Source organism: Arthrobacter sp. CAN_A214, assembly GCF_015751955.1.
Lineage (GTDB): Bacteria > Actinomycetota > Actinomycetes > Actinomycetales > Micrococcaceae > Arthrobacter_D.
The window spans coordinates 1-22,311 of record NZ_JADOUU010000022.1; the positions used below are offsets into that span (position 1 = coordinate 1).

At 61.9% G+C, this 22,311-nt stretch carries 20 protein-coding genes; 8 read left to right on the forward strand and 12 right to left on the reverse strand.

Annotated elements, in window-relative coordinates:
- Positions 1-193 precede the first annotated feature (193 nt).
- Positions 194-1,360 (reverse strand): mandelate racemase/muconate lactonizing enzyme family protein, encoded by a 1,167-nt coding sequence (locus IWX65_RS14345; protein ID WP_334683875.1) that lies wholly within the window; start codon positions 1,358-1,360, stop codon positions 194-196.
- A gap of 126 nt (positions 1,361-1,486) precedes the next feature.
- Between IWX65_RS14345 and IWX65_RS14350 the strand changes: the two genes are divergently transcribed.
- A complete protein-coding gene (locus IWX65_RS14350) occupies positions 1,487-2,845 on the forward strand; it encodes a pectate lyase family protein (RefSeq protein ID WP_196883865.1) in 1,359 nt (452 codons plus the stop codon).
- 89 nt (positions 2,846-2,934) lie between these two features.
- On the opposite strand, the gene IWX65_RS14355 is transcribed toward IWX65_RS14350, so the two are convergent.
- A complete protein-coding gene (locus tag IWX65_RS14355) occupies positions 2,935-3,480 on the reverse strand; it encodes a CGNR zinc finger domain-containing protein (RefSeq protein ID WP_196883867.1) in 546 nt (181 codons plus the stop codon).
- 100 nt (positions 3,481-3,580) lie between these two features.
- Here IWX65_RS14355 and IWX65_RS14360 point away from each other — a divergent pair, with 100 nt between their 5' ends.
- Positions 3,581-4,636, forward strand: a complete 1,056-nt coding sequence (locus IWX65_RS14360) for an EamA family transporter (RefSeq protein WP_196883869.1) — start codon at positions 3,581-3,583, stop codon at positions 4,634-4,636.
- On the opposite strand, the gene IWX65_RS14365 is transcribed toward IWX65_RS14360, so the two are convergent.
- Genes IWX65_RS14365 through IWX65_RS14375 form a run of 3 tightly spaced genes read right to left on the reverse strand, consistent with a single transcriptional unit; the run spans position 4,586 to position 7,432 of the window.
- On the reverse strand, positions 4,586-6,844 hold the full coding sequence (locus IWX65_RS14365; RefSeq protein ID WP_196883871.1) for a heavy metal translocating P-type ATPase: 2,259 nt from the start codon (positions 6,842-6,844) through the stop codon (positions 4,586-4,588). The two genes, IWX65_RS14360 and IWX65_RS14365, sit on opposite strands and share 51 nt — an antisense overlap.
- Before the next feature lie 2 nt (positions 6,845-6,846).
- Positions 6,847-7,071 (reverse strand): heavy-metal-associated domain-containing protein, encoded by a 225-nt coding sequence (locus IWX65_RS14370; RefSeq protein WP_026550721.1) that lies wholly within the window; start codon positions 7,069-7,071, stop codon positions 6,847-6,849.
- 37 nt (positions 7,072-7,108) lie between these two features.
- On the reverse strand, positions 7,109-7,432 hold the full coding sequence (locus tag IWX65_RS14375; RefSeq protein WP_026550720.1) for a metal-sensitive transcriptional regulator: 324 nt from the start codon (positions 7,430-7,432) through the stop codon (positions 7,109-7,111).
- A 142-nt stretch (positions 7,433-7,574) separates the two neighbouring features.
- Between IWX65_RS14375 and IWX65_RS14380 the strand changes: the two genes are divergently transcribed.
- The 4 genes from IWX65_RS14380 to IWX65_RS14395 all read left to right on the forward strand — a co-directional run bounded on the left by IWX65_RS14380 (position 7,575) and on the right by IWX65_RS14395 (position 10,313).
- Positions 7,575-8,264 carry a DUF305 domain-containing protein gene (locus IWX65_RS14380; RefSeq protein WP_196883873.1) on the forward strand — a complete coding sequence of 230 codons (690 nt, stop codon included), beginning with the start codon at positions 7,575-7,577 and terminating at the stop codon, positions 8,262-8,264.
- Positions 8,265-8,324: 60 nt separating this feature from the next.
- Entirely contained in the window at positions 8,325-8,975 is a 651-nt protein-coding gene (locus tag IWX65_RS14385; protein ID WP_196883875.1) for a DUF3105 domain-containing protein, read from the forward strand.
- 158 nt (positions 8,976-9,133) lie between these two features.
- Positions 9,134-9,526 carry a DUF6993 domain-containing protein gene (locus IWX65_RS14390; RefSeq protein WP_334683876.1) on the forward strand — a complete coding sequence of 131 codons (393 nt, stop codon included), beginning with the start codon at positions 9,134-9,136 and terminating at the stop codon, positions 9,524-9,526.
- Positions 9,519-10,313, forward strand: coding sequence for a class E sortase (locus tag IWX65_RS14395; RefSeq protein ID WP_442859201.1), 795 nt, complete (start codon positions 9,519-9,521; stop codon positions 10,311-10,313). The genes IWX65_RS14390 and IWX65_RS14395 overlap by 8 nt, the downstream gene beginning before the upstream one ends.
- A 300-nt stretch (positions 10,314-10,613) precedes the next feature.
- Here the strand turns inward: IWX65_RS14395 and IWX65_RS14400 are convergent, their stop codons facing one another.
- The 7 genes from IWX65_RS14400 to IWX65_RS14430 form a co-directional block, all read right to left on the reverse strand.
- Positions 10,614-11,237, reverse strand: a complete 624-nt coding sequence (locus IWX65_RS14400; RefSeq protein WP_196883877.1) for an LPXTG cell wall anchor domain-containing protein — start codon at positions 11,235-11,237, stop codon at positions 10,614-10,616.
- Between the two features lie 227 nt (positions 11,238-11,464).
- The gene (locus tag IWX65_RS14405) at positions 11,465-13,354 is read right to left on the reverse strand and encodes a DUF4012 domain-containing protein (protein WP_334683877.1); all 1,890 of its coding nucleotides are present in this window, start codon (positions 13,352-13,354) and stop codon (positions 11,465-11,467) included.
- Between the two features lie 35 nt (positions 13,355-13,389).
- Positions 13,390-14,856, reverse strand: a complete 1,467-nt coding sequence (locus IWX65_RS14410) for a sugar transferase (RefSeq protein ID WP_196883878.1) — start codon at positions 14,854-14,856, stop codon at positions 13,390-13,392.
- A gap of 27 nt (positions 14,857-14,883) precedes the next feature.
- Positions 14,884-16,344, reverse strand: coding sequence for a polysaccharide biosynthesis tyrosine autokinase (locus tag IWX65_RS14415; RefSeq protein ID WP_196883879.1), 1,461 nt, complete (start codon positions 16,342-16,344; stop codon positions 14,884-14,886).
- 90 nt (positions 16,345-16,434) lie between these two features.
- Positions 16,435-17,424, reverse strand: coding sequence for a GDP-L-fucose synthase family protein (locus IWX65_RS14420; RefSeq protein WP_196883880.1), 990 nt, complete (start codon positions 17,422-17,424; stop codon positions 16,435-16,437).
- Position 17,425: 1 nt separating this feature from the next.
- Positions 17,426-18,454, reverse strand: a complete 1,029-nt coding sequence (gmd, locus tag IWX65_RS14425; RefSeq protein WP_196883882.1) for a GDP-mannose 4,6-dehydratase — start codon at positions 18,452-18,454, stop codon at positions 17,426-17,428.
- A gap of 32 nt (positions 18,455-18,486) precedes the next feature.
- Positions 18,487-19,698, reverse strand: a complete 1,212-nt coding sequence (locus IWX65_RS14430; RefSeq protein WP_334683878.1) for a glycosyltransferase family 4 protein — start codon at positions 19,696-19,698, stop codon at positions 18,487-18,489.
- Positions 19,699-19,784: 86 nt separating this feature from the next.
- On the opposite strand from IWX65_RS14430, the gene IWX65_RS14435 reads away from it, so the two are divergent.
- Together IWX65_RS14435 and IWX65_RS14440 are read left to right on the forward strand one after the other, a co-directional pair.
- The gene (locus tag IWX65_RS14435) at positions 19,785-20,396 is read left to right on the forward strand and encodes a DapH/DapD/GlmU-related protein (RefSeq protein WP_334683879.1); all 612 of its coding nucleotides are present in this window, start codon (positions 19,785-19,787) and stop codon (positions 20,394-20,396) included.
- Between the two features lie 436 nt (positions 20,397-20,832).
- Positions 20,833-22,107 carry a glycosyltransferase gene (locus IWX65_RS14440; RefSeq protein ID WP_334683880.1) on the forward strand — a complete coding sequence of 425 codons (1,275 nt, stop codon included), beginning with the start codon at positions 20,833-20,835 and terminating at the stop codon, positions 22,105-22,107.
- The last annotated feature ends 204 nt before the right edge of the window (positions 22,108-22,311 follow it).

Here is a 22,311-nt window from a genome sequence, read left to right on the forward strand (position 1 = left end):
CTCCTTCTTCTCACCCGCCGTCAGCTTCCGCTTCCCACCACCCTTGACCCGCTTCAAATCAGAAAGCTCACTCAAAACCGACATAACCCACCCACATCTTCGTAGTTAGCCTTGGTGGCTGCGTCGAGCCTACCTGAGAAAACGTTTTCTCGGAAGGGGATCTGTGTTTCTCATCACAACGCTCATTCTGCTGTCAGTCGTGCAGCGAGCGCAGGTACTTGTAGAACGCGGCTTTGTGCTCAAAGCCGATGCCCGGCGTCTCAGGCAGTTTCACCCGTCCCGCCTCGACGCCGACTTCGTCTGCGAATCCGCCGGTGGGATAGAACTCGCCGGGGTATGACTCATTGCCGCCGAGTTTCAGTGCCGCCGCGATGTGGAGGGAGAACTGGTGTCCGCCGTGGGGGACGCACGAGCGGGAGGACCAGCCGTGCTCGCGCAGCATGTCCAGGATGCGCAGGTATTCGACAAGGCCGTAACTCAGCACGGGGTCGAATTGAAGGATGTCCAAATCCGGGCGCATGCCGCCGTAGCGGATGAGGTTGCGTGCATCGACGAGGGAGAACAGGTTCTCGCCGGTGGCCATCCGATGGGGGTAGTGCTTCGCCAGCTCGGCCTGGAGCTGGTAATCGAGGGGGTCGCCCACTTCCTCGTACCAGAACAGGTTGTAGGGCTCGATCGCCTTCCCGTACTGGATGGCGGTGTCGAGGTCGAACTTCCCGTTCACATCCACCGCCAGCCGTGAGCCGTCCCCGAGTACCTCGATCGCCGCCTCGATGCGCTGCAGGTCTTCGGAGAGGCTTGCCCCGCCGATCTTCATCTTGGCGACGTTGTACCCGAGGTCGAGGAAACCCTTCATCTCGTCCTTGAGTTCCTGCAGGCCCTTGCCGGGTGCGTAGTATCCGCCGGCGGCGTAGACGAAGACGTCCTCGTCCGGCCGGCCGTCCCCGTAGGTGTCGGACAGGTGCCGATACAGGGGTTTGTCGGCGATCTTTGCGGCGAGGTCGAACAGGGCCATGTCCAGTACTCCGACGGCGACCGACCGCTCCCCATGCCCGCCCGGCTTCTCGTTCTGCATGACGATGTCCCAGATCTTTTCCGGGGAGATGTTCGTTCCGGCGTCGTCGAGGGTGTCCGCCGGGTCCGCCGCAAGCAGGCGGGGGATGATGCGCCGCCGCAGGATGTCGCCCACGCTGTACCGGCCGTTGGAGTTGAAGCCGTAGCCCACCAGGGGCTTTCCATCCCGGATCACATCGCTGACCACCGCGATGATCGATGAATCCATCTTGCTGAAGTCGATCCACGCGTTACGCATGGTCGAACTGATGGGAATGGTGTCCTCATGGACGGAAACAATTTTCACTTGGGCCCCTTTGCGCACTGTTGACTCTGGGAAAACGTTTTCTTAGACTAACCCCCGGAGGGAGCCCCGCTCAAGCACGCCCGGGGGCCTCTGGAATGCAGTTCAATCTCAACGAGGAGAAGAACATTGAGCAGAATCCGATCAGTTTTAGTTCTGTCATGCGCGATCAGCCTGACTGCGGGCATCGCCGCCGCAGCCCCGGCCGGTGCCAATCCGCCTTCGGATCATGGCGGCACCTCCCGCACTCCCCTTGAGCGGCAGGTCCTGCCCGACGGCGATGGCTTTGCTTCCGTTGGGGCAGGCACCACAGGCGGGGCCGCCGCAACCCAGGACAGGGTCTACGACGTGACCACCAGGGCAGAACTCAGCGCAGCGCTTGCCGAAGCCGGTGATGAACCCAAGATCGTGCGGGTGCACGGCGAATTGCTCGGAAACGCCGACGCTGCAGGCAGCCCCCTGAGCTGTGAGGACTATGCGGAGGGCACCGGCTACACGCTGCAGTCCTATCTGGATGCTTATGATCCCGCGACCTGGGGACGGGACGCCGAACCTGCGGGTGAGCAGGAGGAGGCCCGCCGGGCCGCCGCCGAGAACCAGAAGCAGACCATGCTGCTGCAGGTCCCGAGCAACACCACCATTGTCGGCGCTTCCCCCGACTCGGCGCTCATCGGCCTGTCGCTGCAGATCAACGGTGTAAGCAACGTTATTGTGCGGAACCTGAACCATAAGGCGGTGAGTGACTGCTTCCCCCAGTGGGACCCCACCGACGGAGACACCGGAAACTGGAACAGCGCATATGACATGGTCCAGATCATCAATTCGGCCACCAACGTCTGGGTGGACCACAATTTCTACACCGACGACCCGAACTTCGATGACGAGGCACCCGAGTACTTCGACCGCCCGTTCCAGCAGCATGACGGGTCGATCGACGTCACCAACGGCTCCGACCTGGTAACGGTCTCCTACAACCGCTTCGCCGACCGCGACAAGCTCATGCTGATCGGCTCCACTGATAACCCGGCCCGCGGTGATCGAGGCAAACTGCGCGTCACTCTGCACTCCAATGAGTTCGTGAACATCGGCCAGCGGGCCCCGCGGCTCCGCTTCGGCCAGGTGGATGCCTACAACAATCACTTCGTGATCGACGATGCGGCGCGAGTGCCCTACGGGTACAGCCTGGGAGTGGGCGTCGAATCGCACCTCTGGGCAGAGGCGAACGCCTTCACGCTCGATTCCGACGTGGATCCGGCCAGCATCATCAAGTTCTGGAAGGGCACCACGATCACCACGGTCGACAACACGATCAATCAACAAAAAGTGGATCTGCTGGCCGCGTACAACGCGAAGGCTCCGGAGGCCCAGCAGCTGGTGGAGGACACAAGCTGGCAGCCCACGCTCCGCACCAAAGTGCACCCGGCGCAGGCCGTTCCCGCCCTGTTGAAGAAGCAGGCAGGCCCGATCCTGGAGGCTGGGGCGAAGTAGCCCCACCCGTACAGTCCGTCTGGAACGCCGGATGCCCCGCGGGGGTGTCCGGCGTTCCAGCATTCCTTCGACCGACCTTCAGCAGGGCCCTACGCCGACTCCGCCTTGCGCGCCCGATAGGCCTTCACGTGCATGCGGTTGGCGCAATTGCCGGTGTCACAGAAGCGCCTGGAGCGGTTGCGGCTGAGGTCCAGCACCACGCCGTCGCAATCATCCGCCGCACAGCTACGGAGCCGGTCCAGTTCGTGGCTGCGGATCACGTCGATGAGGGCCATGGCCGCCTCGGTGGCCATCCGCGCCTCCAGGGGAGCCTCGGGTCCGGTGGCGTGCAGGTGCCAGTCCCAGTCATCGTGGCGCACCAGTTGCGGCAGCGCGTCGGCCCGGCGCAGGATACTGTTCACGCGCCCGACGGCGTCGTCCTCCTCCGCGAACCAGAGAACTTCCAGCTCGGCACGGAGGGCCCGGACGGCGTCGAGCTCTTCCCGGGTGTGGGTGCGGGAACCCGAGAACTTCTGCTCGGTCAGGAAGGCGTCGAGGTCAGCCGGCGTGAGCAGCTGGTCAGGGTCCTCTTTCGCGGTGTTGACGAGTGCCGCCGCAGAGACGAGGGCCACTTCGGTGTCATGGGTGAATGACATGTTGACTCCTGACGATGCCCGGCGTTAGTGTCACTACCATAACCATCCGACGGTTCTGACACCTAATGGCACGCGGACCCGCATAGTAAGGACCAGCCCTGTGAACACGCGTGCCGCCTCCGGCCTCTGGATCGCGGTGCTTTCCGCTGCGACCTTCGGGATGTCGGGCCCCTTCGCCAAGGCACTCCTCGAAATCGGGTGGAGCCCGGGAGCCGCCGTCGGCGTCCGGATCGGCGGCGCGGCGCTGGTGCTGCTCGTGCCCGTCCTCATCGCCCTGCGTGGCCGGTGGTCAACACTGCAGGGCAATGCGTTGACGCTCATCATCTACGGAATGACGGCGATCGCCCTCTGCCAGCTCTTCTACTTCAACGCGGTGGAGCGCCTCTCGGTGGGCGTGGCGCTGCTCCTCGAATACCTGGCCCCGGTGCTGATCGTCGGCTGGCTGTGGATCCGGTCCCGCAGGGCACCCCACCGGCTGACGGCCGCCGGATCGGTGGTGGCGATTCTCGGCCTGCTGCTGGTGCTCGACCCCGCGGGCGACGCACGGCTGGACCCCATCGGCGTGCTGTACGGCCTGGCCGCCGCGGTCTGCCTCATGGTCTTCTTCCTGATGTCCGCGAAAATCGACGACTCGCTGCCGCCGCTCGTGATGGCCGGCGGTGGAATGGTGGTCGGCGCCCTCACCATCCTCCTGTTGGGGCTCACGAACGTGATGCCCTTCGAATTCGCCTTCACCGACGTCACCATTGCCGGGGCGCAGTTCAGCTGGCTGGTCCCCGTGGCAGTGCTGGTGCTGATTTCCACGGTCGCCGCCTATGTCACCGGAATCCTGGCGGCCCAGGAACTCGGCTCCAAGGTGGCATCCTTCGTGGCACTCACCGAGGTGCTCTTCGCCGTCGTCGCCGCCTGGCTGGTGCTCGGTGAACTCCCGGGACCCATCCAGCTGCTGGGCGGCCTGCTCATCGTGGCCGGGGTGGTGTGTGTGCGGACGGACGAGCTCCGCTCCAGGAACGGCGACGGGCCGCTCGACGGCGACGCGGACGGACTGCAGGGCGGGCCGCACGGAATCGACCTTGCCGGGGCCGAGCCGATTCCGTACGTTCCGCTACTTACCGAAACTTCGCAGCCGCAGCGAGTTGAGCACCACGAGCACTGAGCTCGCGGCCATCGCAGCACCGGCCAGCATCGGATTCAACAGCCCCAGGGCGGCAACCGGGATGCCCACGGTGTTGTAGAAGAACGCCCAGAAGAGGTTGGTCTTGATGGTGCCCAGCGTCCTGCGTGAGAGCTCGATCGCCTGGGCCACCTGCTCCAGGCTGTTGCCCATGACGGTGAGGTCCGCCGCCTCGATAGCGACGTCGGTGCCCGAGCCCATCGCGATGCCCAGATCCGCCTGGGCGAGCGCTGCGGCATCGTTCACGCCGTCGCCGGCCATGGCCACGGTGGCTCCCGCGGCCTGCAGTTCCCGAATGGCCGCCACTTTGCCCTCAGGGAGCACGCCTGCGCGGACGTCGGCCGGGTCGATCCCGACGGCCTCCGCTACTTGCCGCGCCACCGACTCGTTGTCGCCGGTGAGCAGGATGGGCTTCAGGCCCAGCTCCTTCAGGCGGCGGATGGCGCGTGCCGATCCGTCCTTGACGGTGTCGGTGAGGCTCAGCAGTCCCTCGACCCGGCCGTCCACGGCAACCCATATCACGGTGGCACCGAGAGCTTCGGCGTTCCGCAGCTCCTGAAGGTGCACCGCGGACACGGGGATGCCGTTCTCCGCCAGCCACCCGGCGCGTCCGGCAACCACGGAGCGGCCCTCGACCTCCCCGCGCACACCGCCGCCGGGAGCGCTGGCGAACCCTCCGACGTCGGGCAGGGGGCCGTCGGCTGCCGCGCTCGCCGCCGACGCGATCGCCTGCGCGATCGGATGTTCACTCGCTGCCTCGAGGGCCCCGGCAGTGCGCAGCAGTTCATCCTGCGCCAGGGCGCCCAGCATGACGACGCCACTCACGGCCAGCTTGCCGGTGGTCACGGTGCCGGTCTTGTCCAGCACGATGGTGTCCACGGTGCGCGTGTCCTCGAGCACCTGCGGCCCGCGGATCAGGATGCCCAGCTGGGCACCGCGCCCGGTTCCCGTCAGGAGCGCCGTGGGAGTCGCAAGGCCCAGGGCACACGGACACGCGATGACCAGGACGGCAACCGCCGCGGTAAACGCGAGATTGGAATCGCCCGTGAACACCAGCCAGGCAAGGAACGTGACGACGGCGATCCCGAGGACGATCGGGACGAAAACGGCGCTGATGCGGTCGGCGAGGCGGGCGATGCGGGCCTTGCCGCTCTGGGCCTGGCTCACCAGTCGACCCATGGAGGCGAGCGTGGTGTCGCTTCCCACGCGCGTCGCCCGGACGATCAGGCGCCCGGAGGTGTTGATGGTGGCGCCGGTGACGCCCGAGCCCGGCGACACCTCCACGGGAACCGATTCGCCCGTGAGCAGTGAGGCGTCGACGGCACTATGGCCCTCGACCACCACTCCGTCGGTGGCGATCTTCTCGCCGGGCCGCACCACGAATTCGTCGTTGGGGATGAGGGTGCCGGCCGGGAGCGTCACTTCGATGCGGACGCCGTCCACCGTGCGCAGCACGGTGGCTTCCTTGGCGCCGAGGCTCAGCAGGGAGTGGAGTGCATCTCCCGCGCGCTGTTTGGCGTTGGCCTCCAGGAAGCGGCCCAGCAGAAGGAAGGTGGTGACCACGGCGGCCACCTCGAAGTACAGGGCGTGGCCGCCCATCATCATGCCGGGGTGCTGGGTGGCGAGCGGATCAGCGATCAGCTGCCATGCGGAGAACGCGAAGGCCGCGGTGACCCCGATCGAGACCAGCGTGTCCATGGTGGACGAGAAGTGCCGGGCGTTCACCAGTGCGGCCCGGTGGAAGGGCCATGCGGACCACGCCACCACCGGGAGGGCCAGCGCGAGGACCACCCACCCCCAGTGCGGAAACTGGAGGGCAGGAATCATCGAGATGAGCACTACGGGCAGCGTCAGCACAGCGGCCACGATCAGGCGGGAGCGGAGCAGGGGTGCGGCGTGCGCATCGTCGTGCGCAGCGTCGTTGTGCCCGTGAGGATCCTCCGGCTTCAGCTGCGCGGAGTAACCGGTGGCCTTGACGGTGTCCAGCAGGTCCTGGTCGGAGATGTGGGCCGGAACCCGGACCACCGCCGATTCAAGCGGCAGGTTGACGCTGGCCTCCACGCCGTCGAGCTTCCCGAGCTTGCGCTCGACCCGGCCCACGCAGGACGCGCACGTCATGCCCTGGATGTCGAGTTCCACCACGCGCGACGGCGCGGGGGAGGTCTGTGTCGGGGCTTCGGAGGCGCTCATGGTCAGGAGTCGCTGGAGGCCACGCTGTAGCCGGCCTCGGCAACGGCGTCGTTGACCTGCGCCGAATCCAGTGCACCCTCGGAGGTGATGGTGGTGGCAGAGAGGCCGCCCTTGACGAGGTCGATCTCTACGGACTGGACCCCGGGAAGGGCACTGAGCTCGCTCTTCACCGCTTCCACGCAGTGGCCGCAGGTCATTCCGGTGACATTGACAGTGGTGGTGCTCATGATGAATCTCCTTGAAATAGTGTTGTGGATGGTATTGCTAGCGCAGGAGACGGCCGATGGCCGCCGTCGCTTCCCGCACTTTTTCCTGGACGTTCTCGTCATTGCCGCTCACCTGTGATTCCTGGGCAGCACCGACCACGCAGTGCGCGATGTGGTCCTCGAGGAGGCCCATGCTGACGGCGTGGAGAGCCTTGTTGATGGCGGACACCTGGGTGAGGATGTCGATGCAGTACTTGTCCTCATCCACCATGCGCGCAATACCGCGGACCTGGCCCTCCACGCGGCGCAACCGCGTGAGATAGGCATCCTTTTCGGCGCTGTACCCGCGGGTGGGTGGCGCTGAGGATGTTGTTTCGCTCATGAGTCTCCTTCATCGTTGAACCAAGTATACCCTCTGGGGGTATAACTCGGGTGGGGAAGATCCTATTCCCATCTGCCGTCGAGGAAACCACCAGCATTGTGCCGTACGTTTGAATGCGAAACCCCAATTCCCAAGGACCTCAATGTTCACAACCATGTCCGCCTGGCAAAGGCTGACCCTGCTCGTACTTGCGGGAATCGCCGTGGTGGCACTCTTCGTCCTGGCATTCACTGCGGGCCGAGTGTCAGCAGGTTCGCCCCATCCCGGTACCACCAGCGCCGACGCCGGTTTCGCACGGGACATGCAGGTGCACCACGCACAGGCAGTGCAGATGTCCATGATGCTGAGGGACCGCACCGATGACGAGACCCTGCGCACCATCGCCTACGACGTCGCCATGACGCAGCAGCAGCAAAAAGGTCAGATGTACGCGTGGCTGCAGGAATGGGGCCTTCCGCAGAGTAGCGGAGAATCTCGAATGGCATGGATGACGTCGATGGCTGAAGGGGCCATGGATCATTCGATGGAGTCGGGCAGTACCGCCGGTATGGAAAGCACCGGCGGTGCAGGCAGTATGGCTGTCGGTGCCGACGGACTGATGCCCGGCATGGCCACGCCCGAGCAGCTGGAAGAACTCGCCGCAGCCTCGGACGACGACGCCGAGCGCATCTACCTGACCCTGATGATCGATCACCACGTGGCGGGTGTCGAGATGGCTGCAGCCGGCGTGGAACTCGCCTCGACCGAGCAGGTGCGCACCCTTGCCAGCAGAATCGAGGATTCACAACAGGCCGAAATTGATCTCATGCAGGCGTTGCTCGACGAGTTGTGACCGGCTCCGCCGGTAGATTGAACATAGGAACCAAACCCCTCCGCACTAAGGAATTGATCGTTGAATAAGAAGAGAGCCCAGGAAAATACGGACCGCCAGGCGCGTCTGGCGGCCATCCAGGCCAAGCAGCGTGCCGGCGAGCGAAAGCGCAACGCCCTGATCTTCGGGGGAATCGGCGCCGTGATCCTGGCCATCATCGTGGCGGTGACCATCGTGATCGTGGGCCAGATCCAGGAGCGGAACCGCGCCGATGAGCTCGCAGCCCAGCCGATCGAGGGCGTTCAGACCTACGAGGACCTCACCTTCAACCACACCGAGGCCGACGTCACGTACGAGCAGAACCCGCCGGTCGGTGGGGACCACAACCCGGTCTGGACCAACTGTGGGGTCTACACGGAGCCGATACCTGCTACCAACACCATCCACTCCATGGAGCACGGAGCGGTGTGGGTCACCTACCAGGCCGACCTCCCGCAGGAGGAAATCGACGCGCTGACCGACCTCGTCGGCAGCCGCTCCTACGTGGTGCTCAGCCCCAATGCTGACCAGGAAAGCCCGGTCACCGCTACCGCATGGGGCCTCCAGCTCGAGGTCGACTCCGCCGATGACGAGCGCCTCGGCGCCTTCCTGACCAAGTACATCGAGGGCGAGCAGACGCGCGAGCCCGGTGCACCGTGCACCGGCGGCATCACCCCTCCGGGCGCCTCGTAGAGTACGGCTCAGTGATCCCGAGAGGTGTAGAAGCCCGACGACGCCGTGCCACCACCCAATTCAGGGTCAGCGTCACGGCCGTTGCCTTGGCTGGATTACTGGCTGGATGTTCGCAGCCGTCGGCAGACAGCGAAGGCGCAACGTCGGAACGGTCGACGGTGCTTTCCACCGGCGTCGCTTCCCCTCCGGCGCCTCTCAGCGTCGGAGGGGAAGCATCTCCCGGCGCCCCCTCCGCAGAATCGGAGACAGGTGCAGAGGATAAAGCCCTTCAGCAGACCATGGAGAGGGCACTGACGGACCTCGTGGCATCCTCGCCGCAGCCCAGCCGGGAGCAGCTGAGGGATGCCCTTGTATCCGCGGGCGTTCCAGCTGACACGCTGGAAGTCTCCGCCAGCACTACGCCCACGGGGCTTGAGGCAGACGCGATCCAGGCTGGTGTGCGCACCGGCACCAGGTGCCTGATGGCGTACATCCGGGACGGCAATGTGTCGAGCGTGGTGCTGCCGGTCCTCGCGAGCGGAACATGCTTCATCGGTGACGATCGTGGCTAGGGCCGAAAAGGTGGAAAAACGTAGGCGTCCTGGGTCCAGGCGGACGAGCGTCATCGGGATTGCAGGCGAACTGCTCCTCACGTTCGGCATTCTTGCCCTTCTGTTCGTGGGCTGGGAGTTCTGGTGGACCGGGGTGCAGGCCGGTGCCGTACAGAACAAGGCGGTGGAGCAGTTCGTCCGGGGGAGCGGCCCGTCGTCGCCGCTGCCCGCCGCGCCCGGCGTCGCTTCAGGTCCCGATGTCGCTGCCGCGCCCGTGGACTTCGGCCCTCCACCAGTCGCGGAGGCCCCGGCACCTGGCGAGACGTTCGGAGTTGTCTATATCCCACGCTTCGGGGCCGACTACAGCCGCCCGCTGGCGGAAGGGACGGGCATGGACGTTCTCGATACGTTGGGGCTCGGACATTACCCTTCGACAACGATGCCGGGGGCATCGGGGAACTTTGCGGTCGCAGGGCACCGCCAGACCCACGGGGCCGTCCTGGACAACATCCACACGCTGGTGCCGGGGGATGAGATCTACGTCCAGACGGCGGACGGGTTCTACACGTACGTGTTCCGCAACACTGAAATCGTCCTGCCGGAGCGTGCTGACGTATTGCTTCCCGTGCCTACTGAACCTGGGACCAGTCCCCAGGAAAGCCTGTTGACCCTGACCAGCTGCAACCCGCGGTTCGGCCAGCAGGAGCGCATCATCGCCTATTCGGTGCTGGACTCGTGGCAGCCGTTGTCCGCCGGTCCGCCTGCGGAGATCGCCGACCAGCTTGCCGCACTGCAGGAAGGGAGCTAATTCGATGTACGGATGGATTTTCCGGCAACTGCCGGGCCCGTTGTGGATACGTATTCTCACGTCGGTACTAATGATCGCTGCCGTGGTAGCGGTACTTTTCCAAGTGGTCTTCCCCTGGTTTTCCGACACAATCGACCTGGCCAATCCGACTATCGGTGCGCCTTACGTGCCGCATATCCCGGAATGGTCCTGACTGCGCTCTGATATTGCAGGGCGGGCAATCGCCCAATTCTTGCCGGACGCACAAAAGCCGGGTGGAGCATTCGCTCCGCCCGGCTTTTGTGTGTGCGGTGAAACTGATTACGCTTCGGCACCTGCGCGGCGGCGAGCAACGAAGATGCTTCCGGCGCCAAGACCCAGAGCGCCGATACCGGCGGCACCCCAGAGGAGCATTGCGGAATCGATGCCGGTGTTGGCAAGCTTGCCGTTGGCGGAGGTGGTGGTTCCACCGGTGGTGCCAGTAGTGGTACCGGCGGCCGTTGCGTAATCGGAATCGACGACGACGACGGAGGTGACGGTTGCGCCCGATTCGCGGCCCACCGCTGTCAGCGTGTACGTGCCTTCTTCTTCAAGCGTTACTGGGTAGGAGAAGTTTCCTTCAGCGTCTGCCTTGGTGGAGTCGGTGAGGACGATGGCGTTCAGGACGATCAAGCCGCCGCGGGCTGCTGCCGCGCCACCTGCACCGAAGCCTGCAGCCGAGGGCGTTCCGGCCGTGCGGTCCACCGTGATGTCGATGATCTCGCCCGGGGTGAAGAGGCCTTCGTTGCTGCTGAAGACTACAGTCTCGCCCGGTGCGACGGTGGCGTCGTCAACGGTTCCCGAAGTTGCAGGGGGGTTGTACCGGAGGGTGTCGGCCTGTGCCGCTCCTGCTCCGGCGAAGGCAAGCGTTCCGGTGATGGCCAGAACTGAGACGGTCTTGTTCATGTGAGCTCCCCATAAGGTGATTGAGACGAGAAAAACGAGAGAGTGACTGAGCATCTGATCCCCAGAACGCTCCGAATCCACTCCCCGTACCATATAGGAATCAGCCTCAATTACTTGCATCGAAGCCGTTTACTACTTGAAACGGGGACTCCTCTACTTAGAAAGTAGCAGAGGCGATGCAAGTATCGGCAGCAATTTCCTTCTACCGACTGAGATGTAACCCACTGTTAATCTGACGCCGCCGAGGTCTGCTCGCCGGCAGCATCACAGGAGCCCGTCTGTTCCAGGGGCAGTATTACTTCTGCGGCATCCTGGACAGTAGGTGTGACCTCGAGGACTCCTTCCGTTTTCTGGACCACCTTGGAAAAATCCATCTCGATGGTGACGGTTTGCCCCGGGGCGAGTTCGGTGGTGAGGACTCCGACGGGGCGGTTGCCGTGGCGGAAGGACCCCAAAGGCACATCTTCCCCGTTGATGCGGGCGGTCTGGAGCAGTGCCTGGGCAGGGCCATAGGCGACCGTGTTGGTCCGAATATGACCCGGTGTCACACCGCCGGCGGCGCCCCCCGTGACGTAGTCCGGCAGCGTTTCCGCTGCATCGAGCGGAGCAGTGTTCGTCAGGGTCACTTTGGCGGTGTACTGGGAGTGGCCGTCGTCGGAGCACTCCTGCAGCAACTGCGCGGTCCGGCGCACGTAGTAGTCCATTTTGGCGGCGGTTCCGTCGTTGAAGTAGACGCCGAAGGACGCGCCGCCCACGGTTGGCCCGGTTGCGGCCCCGGCAAGGCTGGTTTGGGCAATGAGGTCCTGTTCCGCCGCGGTGTTCGCCCAGAGGTAGAGGCGGTCCTGGTCAGAGCTTTGCACCAGCGCCTCAATAAGCTTGCTGCTGTCACCCTGGCCACCCGCCACAGCGCTGAAGATCTTGCTTGCAACCGCGGCGAAGTATTCGTCCTGCAGCGCGGGGGCTTCGATCTGCGCGTAGACGTCGGAGAGCAGTGTCGGCACCACGTTCTCGGGCGTCAGCGAGCTGGGTAATGAGCTGTCCGCGAGGACGTTTCCGATTTCCGGGTCTTCGAATTCGCCCAGATCAACGGGGCCAGTAGCGGAGAGGATATTGGCAAGCACTACGGGGTCGAGCGCAATCACTCCGTCAATCGGCGCGCCGCCCTTTCGCTCTTCCCACATCCCCTTTGCCGTCCGGGCGGCGGTGGGGAAGTTCGGGGTAAGGTTCACGCTCTGCATGTAGGCGCCCAACCGGCGAGAGTATATTTGTTCCTGCTCGGGATCCACCGTAAGGGACGGGTTGAACCTGCCCATATCCGAAGCACTACCCTGATTGGTCAGGGCAATCCGGCCGTCCTCCGCGGTGATAACCGCGAGTGCTCCCGGGATACCTCCTGTCGCTCGAACCTCGGCGCTGTTCTGGATCAGCACCAGGTAGGTGCGCGGGCCGTCGGCACCCATCATGGAAGGCAGCAGTTGGGCCGCACGGGAGGCGCTGTTGAGTGGATTCCGTACTTCGTCGAGGGCCGCGACGGCGTTCCCGAGCGGATCCGCTACCTGGGGAAGTAGCCGCGAACGGTCGATGCCCTCCAGTCGGTTGTGTGACAGCTGGATGGTATTCGCTGCGGAAGCAAGGGTGGGCGCAAGCTCACGGAGCGGCTCGACGTCCACCCGCCCGTCGACAGGGGTCAGTGCATCCCAGTCGAGGGTCTCCACTTTGTCGAACATCGGCGCAACAGCACGGTTGATGACGTCGTCCGCAGAGACCGTGACCTCGCTGACCGCAGAAAAACTAGCCCCGATGAACGGAAGCAGGCCGGCGGCTTTCCATAGGGGGTCGGTGCCAGCCGCCCGTGCCTCGGCCGTATGGCCTTGAAGCTCGTCGAGGGTGAGTCCGGCCGCCGCTAGATCACGGGCAACAACCTGTTCCTGCAGAGTGGGAACCAGTGCCACGGTCGCCTCGAGATTCTGCTTCACTTGTAGTCCACGGAAGGCGAGCCATCCGCCCGCCGCGAGCAACACGACTGATACTGCCGCTGCGATCAGCAACAGAGTCCTTTTGCGGCTGAAGCGGTCACATTGCTTATGGCCTACATGAATTGGTGAACTATCAGTCATCTAAGAATCCTCGCCGAGCAGAAGTAGTGTGCCGCTCAAAACGCACCGTGGCGGCTGACAACGGCTTTGAAGGTGCGTAGCAGAATCGTCAGGTCCCCCAAGAATGACCAATTCTCCACGTAGTAAAGGTCCAACCGAACGGTTTCGTCCCAGGAAAGCAGTGATCGTCCGCTGACCTGCCAAAGCCCGGTCATTCCGGGTCTGACCAGCAGACGTCGATGGGCCCGAATGTCGTAGCGCTCTACTTCGGTCGCCAGCGGAGGACGGGGACCTACTAGCGACATGGATCCGTTGAGCACGTTGAACAGTTGGGGAAGCTCGTCGAGGCTGAACTTCCGGAGAACGCGACCCATCTTCGTAATGCGTGGGTCGTTTTTCAGCTTGAACAGTATTGCGTTTCCCTCGTGCCCCTCCCGGAGCTCTTGGAGGCGTGCTTCTGCATCGACGACCATTGAGCGGAACTTGTACATCTCAAAGTGTTGGCCCGCAGTGCCTACACGCTCCTGACGAAATAGGACCGGTCCGTGGGAGCCCATTCGAACGAGGACGGCAATGAGGGCGAGGAGGGGGGAAAGCGCCACAATAAGCAGGCCGGCTCCCAAGAGGTCCATGCTGCGTTTAATGAAGCGCTGGCCCTTTTCGAGGTTGGGGGTAGAGACGTGGATCAGGGGCAGGCCGGCCACCGGTTGGGTATGGATGCGGGGGCCCGCTATGTCTGTCAATGCTGGTGCCATGATGAGACGCACATTAAGGTCGGCGAGTGCCCACCCCAGGGCCCTGATGGTCTCCGGCGCCAGTTGCATACTGCTGGACAGCGCGACGGCGTCGGGGCGGAAACTGCTGATATCGGCGATGATGGCGTCCGCATCCACTGCCCTTCCGACGACCGGAAGGTCTAGCATGCCGGCTGTGCGGGCGTGCTGTTCGACACCTGGTAGGTAGGCGCCAACCGGGATGTAACCCGCCATAGGCTGTGCACGCAACGATTCCACAAGATGTTTGACCCCACTGGTACTCCCGATGACCAGTACTCGCAGGGAGCTCTTACCGTGTGCTCGCTCGATGTGCAGGAGGCCCCGGACCACGGCGCGGGCCAACAGCAGCATGAGCAGACCGGAGGGAAGCGCCACACCGACATAGCCGCGCGCCGTGTCAAGTTGCAATGCATAACTAACGATCGCCACCAACCCGAAGAGGATTAGCGACGCGCTTACAACGCGCTTGTATTCCTCGGTCCCGTGGCCCAAGACCGTCGTCTCACGGCTTCCGCGCAGGGACAGAATCGCCCACCATGCCCCAGCCAACGCAATCGACACCACCACATAGGGCTGACCGCTGGCGCTGAGTTGATCAGTTTCCGGTACTCCGAACCGGACGATCAGTGCTCCGACCGTTGCCCATAGGACTACTCCAGCATCGACGATGGCTAGGCGTCGTGCATATCTGGGCGCCCAACCCGCTTCTTCACTAATGAGCGACACCGATTCCCCATTTTTCTTCATCGAGCAACGCTCGTTTGATGTCTCGCGTTAGTGATCGCCTGACCGTGCGCTGAGAACGTGCTTGTCAAAATCCGCGTCCGTCTGGTGGGTTGCTCCCCTCGATGCCTTTCGAGTTCCTTTCGCTCCCGTTTCATCGACGGAGGCGTAGGAGTAGTAGCTGTACGCATATGCATCTGGGCCCTTGGAAGGAAGAAGGTTGATGACAACTCCGAGGAGATCAGCGTCAACCATCTCCAGGTTACCGAGTGACTTCTGGAGATCCGGAAGCTTCACTTTGGACGATCCCACAACAAGCACGACGCCACCCACCTGCTGCGCAAGCACTGCGGCGTCAGTGACGGGCAGGAGGGGAGGGGCATCGATGATGACTGCATCGAACTGCTGCTCAAGCTGGGTAATGAGCTTCTTCATGGCCTCCGATCCCAAAAGCTCACTGGGATTCGGTGGGATCTGCCCGGCCGTGAGGATATACAGCTCATCCTTGCCCCAGGGCTGCAGCAGGTCCTCGACCTCCGCGCGTCCGATGAGCGCAGTGGTGAGCCCCGCGTTGCGCTCCAGGCCGAGGTATTCATCAACGCGCGGACGACGAAGATCAGCGTCAACGAGAACCACGGATTGCCCACCCTGGGCAATGGCCATCGCCAGGTTGATGGCGGTGGTGCTTTTGCCTTCGCCTGGCAGTGACGAGGTGACGAGCATGGCCTTGGATTTGTGGCTCACGTGCGCAAACTGCAGGTTGGTCCGAATTTGGCGGAACGACTCGGCCCTCGGGCTTTGCGGGGCAGCCTGCGTGAGCAGCGGTTTCTTCGTCGCATCCGTATCGAAGAAGATACCACCGAGGAGGGGCGCATCGCTGATACGGCGGATATCCGATTCCCCGCGCACGCGTGTATCGAGGGTGGTGCGGAGAACAGCGGCACTGATGCCTCCCGCGAAGCCCACGAGCAGGCCGAGGGCCAAATTGAGGCGGGTGTTCGGGGCGGATGGTTCGGATGGCGCCGTGGCTGGAGTGATGACGGAGAGCTTGACTGGTGACGTGCCACCTTCGGACGGACTTTCCAGACCTCCGACAGACTCCACGAGGCTGTCCGCCGTCGCTTGGGCGATAGCTGCGGCCTGGACGGGAGAAGTGTCCTCAGCGGCGATGGTGATGATCACGGTGTTGAGGTCCGCTGTAGCAGTGACTTTCTGAGCGAGTGCACCTGGGGTGACGTCGAGGCCAAGGCTGTCCACCACGGGCTGCAGCACGAGCGGGGTGTCAACGGTCTCCACGTAGGACTGCACGCGGGCCTGTGTGAAGGTGTTCCCCTGCTGGAGTTCCTGCACGCTCCCGGAGTTGTTGATGGCGACGAAAAGTTTCGTTTCCGCCGCATAGGTCGGGCGGACGGCAAAGGATGCCACAGCGCCAATCAGCAGTCCCACCAGGGCGCAGACCGTGATCAACAGCCAGTTGCGCCGCAGGATCCGTAGGTAGTCGTTCAGCTCCAAAGGAGACCTCTCTAGATGCTTGATCTGGGGTTTAGATCCGCTGCCGCGGAATCTGAGCCAACCCGGAAGGTCGGTTGATTCGTGCGAGGCTTAGCTACGCAGTGTGGACAAATGGTTCCGGTACCAAAGAACCGTTTCTTTGATGCCATCTTCTAGACTTTTCTGCGCGGTCCAACCGGCGCCGGCCAGCTTCGAGACGTCCAGGAGCTTTTGCGGCGTGCCGTCCGGTTTTGAAGTGTCCCACTCCATGGCTCCGGTGTAGCCCACGGCGTCCGCCACAATTCCGGCAAGTTCCTTGATGGTGACGTCGGAACCGGTTCCCACGTTCACCTGTTGCGGACCGTCATAGTGTTCCAGCAGGTGAAGGCACGCCGCTGCCATGTCGTCGACATGCAGGAACTCACGCCGGGGTGAGCCCGTACCCCAGTTGGTCACGGTGTCCACCCCCTGCTGCGCAGCTTCGTCGTACCGGCGGATGAGTGCCGGAAGGACGTGTGAGCCTTCCGGAGAGAAGTTGTCCCCGGGACCGTAGAGGTTGGTGGGCATGGCTGAGATCCAGGGCAATCCATACTGCCGGCGGACTGCCTGAATATGCATGATGCCGGCGATCTTAGCGATCGCGTAGGCGTCATTGGTGGGTTCGAGGTGCCCGGTGAGAAGTGCGTCCTCACGGATAGGCTGGTCCGCGAGCTTGGGGTAAATGCAGGAAGAGCCGAGGAACAGGACGCGTTCAACGCAGTGCTCCCGCGCGGCGTCCAGCACGTTCACCTGGATCTGGAGGTTTTCCGTGAGGAAATCCACCGGGTATGTATTGTTGGCGAGGATGCCGCCCACTTTCGCTGCCGCCAGGACCATGTAGCGGGGCTTGTTTTCTGCGAAGTACGCGAAAACAGCCGAGCGATCCTTCAGGTCGAGCTCACCGGAGGTTCGCCCCAGGAGATTTGAGAACCCTTCGCATTCGAGCTTGCGCCAGATTGCCGACCCTACAAGGCCACGGTGTCCAGCGATGTATAAGGGAGCGTCGCGGTCGAGGGAGCCGGGCTTGTAACCCGTGCTGTCCGTCGTCGAGTGCGGCGTCACGTCAGTCGCTCCAGGAGTTCAGGTTTACTGTGTCGATCCAGTTGCGACCCGAGTGCTTGAGAGCTTCGATGTCGGCGTCCACCATGAGGCGGGCAAGGTCCGGAGTGTGCACCTCAGCTTTCCACCCCAACTTCTCCTGAGCCTTCGAGGCATCGCCGACGAGGGCGTCAACTTCCGTCGGGCGAAGGTACCGCTCGTCAAACTTCACGTGCTCTTCCCAATCAAGCCCGGCATGCTCGAAGGCGATGGTGAGGAAGTCCCGCACGGTGTAGTTGCCGCCGGTTGCGAGCACAAAATCATCAGGCTCATCGGCCTGCAGCATGCGCCACATACCTTCTACGTATTCTGCGGCATAGCCCCAGTCACGGACGGCATCAAGGTTGCCCATGTAGAGGTGCTGCTGCTGGCCGGCCTTGATGGCGGCGACGGCCCGGGTGATCTTGCGGGTGACGAAAGTTTCACCTCGGCGTGGAGATTCGTGGTTGAAGAGGATTCCGTTCACCGCGTACATGCCGTATGCCTCGCGGTAATTCTTCGTGATCCAGTAGCTGTAGACCTTGGCGGCGCCGTAGGGCGACCGGGGGTAGAACGGGGTCTGCTCGTTCTGCGGAGGGGGAGTCGCCCCGAACATCTCTGACGACGAGGCCTGGTAAAACTTGGTCTCGATGCCGGCGAGTCGCACCGCTTCAAGGAGCCGTACCGTACCCATCCCGGTGGTGTCAGCCGTGTGCTCGGGCTCGTCGAAAGACACCCGTACGTGTGACTGCGCAGCGAGATTATAGACCTCATTCGGGCGGATGTCTGCCAGAAGGGTCACCAGGCGTGAGCCGTCACTCAAGTCCCCGTAGTGGAGGAAAAGTTTCGCGTTTGGATCATGCGGGTCTACGTACAGGTGATCAACTCGTGCGGTGTTGAAGGTAGAAGCGCGGCGAATGAGCCCGTGCACCTCGTAGCCCTTCCGCAGCAGCAACTCTGCTAAGTAGGAGCCGTCTTGGCCCGTAATGCCGGTGATTAGTGCGCGCTTTGGCAAGATATTCCCCAGAGTAATTACCGCTGATCCTGTTAATGGCGAGCAGCGAGGTACGTAAGGTACTGATGATACTGGTCTACCGCGTGATCCATGGACAACGTGGTTTCAACGAAGCGTCGCCCGTTGTCCGCGAATTGCTGAGCTGCTTCGAGATTGGCCGCGAGCTCCTCAGCGGCAGCGACGAGCGCAGCGGGGTTTCCAGCATCCACGCGAAGTCCTGCCTCGGCTGATGTAATCTCTTCGGCGGTGACGCTTCCTTCATCCGTCGCGGCAAGAACCGGCACTCCGGAACTGAAGTACGACGTCAATTTACTGGGAACCGACATTTCCTTGACGCCTGGGAGCTCGTTAACTAGCAGGATGTCTGCTGAGGCGAGTGCTTCCTGGAAGCGAGCGCCAGGCAATGAGCGGAGGAAAGTGACGTGCTGCGCTCCGTCGGCTAGTCTCTCAAGCTTAGCCCTTTGGTTGCCGTCGCCTAAGAGAACAAAGCGCACGCGGCTATCGTTTGCCTCTGCAACGCGAGCAGCATACACCACATTGTCGAGCCCCTGTTTCGCCCCCATATTGCCAGCGTGTAGGACAACGATGTCGTTCTGTCCCCAACCGAAAGAAGACCGTGATTGAGTCCGGTCAGTAAGCTCAAAGGGCTGCAAGTGTGTCCAGTTGCGGATCACCTTGACCTTCGAAGGGGCGAGACCAAGTTGGCTCACAGCATGGGCTTTGAAGCGGTCGTGAATGACAACCACTCCGTCTGCCGATCGAAGGATTCTCGATTCCATAGCCCTCATGATGTGCACCCCAAGGGAGCCCGATGCGCTTGTCTCAGTCATGCCAAGACTGTAAAAATCCTGCACCCATAGCACTACGGGGGCCGGCTCTCGCATGAGCCGCGCACGTAGGAGGGCGATACCGCTCGAAAAGAGGGCGGGGCTGACCAGGATGATGATGCCCGGGGATCCCCACCGGGAAACGGCGACACGCAACCCGAAGGACAGTTCCATCCACAGGCGAGCAAGACCTCGCGGCTTGCCGGGTACGAAATGCCTCAGCCGACGAACAGCTACGCCGCTGATGACCTCCGTCTTGCTCCAACCATCATAGCCCTCGTAGCGCTTCCACTCTGGATAGTGGGGATACCCAGTTGTGACAGTGAGAGAACGTCCAGCGCCGCTTAATGCCTGTGCCAGACCCGCAGTGTACGGAGCATTGCCTGTTTTTTCCGGGGAATAATTGAGACCCACCATCCATACGTTCTTAGAATCTGCATTCACACCTGTAACACTAGACGAAGACATGGAACCAGGATGCAGGTGACACATAGGGTGGCCGATTGGATAAGTTCGAGAACGAGCAGATGAAAGATTACGTGACGCCGGTGATCAATCTGTCGAAGGCGCCGGGCGAGCGCCAAGCGTGGGGAAGACCAGCCATTGTAGTCTACCTATGGTCGGCTATTGAGTTGCTCTTCATCTACAATCCCTGGCAAATCAGCTCCGCTGTGCGCGTAGCAGCCCTTCGTGCGTTTGGTGCGAGGATCGGAGAAGGGGTGCTCGTTCGGCAAAGGACTCGAGTGAAGTTCCCGTGGAACCTATCGATCGGCGACAACTGCTGGATCGGCGAAGGTGCCTGGATTCATAACCAGAACAGAGTTGACATTAGTAACGACGTTGTAATATCACAAGAAACGTTCATTACGACTGGTAGTCACGCATTGGCGGCAGACATGGCGCTTATAACTCGACCTGTGATCATCGAAGAAGGTGCATGGCTAGCGACGAGATCTATCGTGTTAGGCGGCGTCAGGGTTGGAAGGTCCGCCGTGATCTCACCGAATACCGTCATCCCCCCGAACACCACCATTCCGGAAAATTCGATCGTCGGGTTGCCAATGATTCAGGTCTCCAAAAAGCGTTTTCCGTACGAGGATCTAGGCGCAAAATGAAACTCCAGAGGTCCCAACGGTGCAACTCTTGAAACCGAACCCCGGTAAACTTGCCCAACCGCAAGTGGTGATGACGCTCGCTGTCTTGCCGAAGTATCGGACAGAGTGCATGCGTCTCGTCCGTGACCACTTCGGGGCCCGAATTGAAATTTTAGTGAGTGAGGCTCACCTAGACCACACCGTCAGGACTGGAGTTCCTTCTGATTGGGTGACCATCCTCCCTATGATTCGTTACGGGACGAAGGCGTTCTTCCAAAGTGGCAGCGTATTGCGTTCTCTTCGAGCGTCAGTGTGCGTCGTAGACCTTAACCCGAGAAGCATAAACGCATGGTTGATATTGATCCTCCGTACCGGGCTTCGCCGACCAACTATTTTGTGGGGGCATATCGACCCTCAAGCTGGAGGTTCTTCGAAAACCGCCCCTGTTCGTCGATTGATGAGGAGATTGGGCACTGCCACGATTTCATACACCTATAAGGATCGAGATAAGGCGCGCCGAGACTTACGCAAACAACCCGTATACGTCGCCCCAAACTCAATCTATCGCGCTGCAGAAATCGGGCCTGCTGGCCTGGCGAACAATTTAGCGCGAGACACCGCCTTGTATGTCGGTCGCTTGGAGGGTGCAAAGAAACCGCAACTGATGATCGAGGCTCTATCCATCACGAAAACTACCCACCCTTCCGTACGGGTACGCATTGTAGGATCTGGAAGCGAAGAAGCATCCCTGAGAAGACTCGCGAAGACCTTAGATGTTGATCATAAGGTTGAATTCGCTGGTTGGATCGATGAACCTTCGCTTCTTCGGGAGATGTATGCTCAAGCATTCTGTTCATTGTCTCCCGGTTTCGCGGGCCTCGGCTTAACGCAGAGTCTGGGCTACGGAGTTCCGATGTTGGTTGCGCGAAATGAGCCTCATTCGCCCGAGATCGAACTTGCCGAAACCGGAGGCGTGCATTGGTTCGAATCCGATAGCCCGACGTCACTTGCGCACGCACTTGGACAGGCCTGGTCCGATAGGGGCGGTGTTCCGCACAAGACCGTCAGCGACGATATAAAGCAGCGGTATTCAGCCGAAGCAATGGGAGCAGGACTAATAAACGCGATATCAACAACCATGAAGAAGGAGTCCCGCAGAGTCACAGCGGACGACCGTTCCGTCATCCCGGCTCCTCTACGCGGATTGGCAAGGACTGTTCTCCGCGGCCTTGCCGTCCGTGGACCCGTTTCCTACGGAGAGAGCTTCAGAGTAGGCATGGGGGCTCGGGTTCGCGCAACGCACTGCTTGACCATTGGTGACCGAGTTGCGGTAGGACCAAGGTCTGTTATCCAAGTGAATGGATCGATCGGAAACTTCGTGATGATCGGGATGAATGTTCAAATAGTAGGCAAGAACGATCATGCCTACGACCAAGCCGGTGCTCCAATGATCGAATCTACATGGATTGGCGATCGAACTTTATCACCTGCTGATGAGATCACCATAGAAGATGATGTTTGGATAGGGGCGTCGAGCGTCGTCTTAAGTGGAATTCAGGTTGGCGAGGGGAGCATCATAGCGGCTGGCGCTGTCGTGACGAAGTCCATTCCCCCGTACTCGATAGTCGCCGGAAATCCTGCGCGCCTCATCGCCAAAAGATTTGCTGATCCTGCCGCAGAGCAATTTCATGCCGAGGTGCTCCGTCGGACGCGCCTTCCGAGTGAGGATTGACCTTTGACAAATGTGTTGCTCGGCAGTTTCAAAACGAGTTCAGTTGAGGTGGCGCACAATGCATCGTGCTCGTTTGGCTTCTGCTTAGAGGAACCGGTGCAATGAGTGCTGTATCGATTTCGCAGGGCGCGAGTCGGGATCCTAAAGTCAACGTAAAGTTATCTCAAACTGAGAGTAACAAGTTGAGCTCAGGGTCAAATGTCT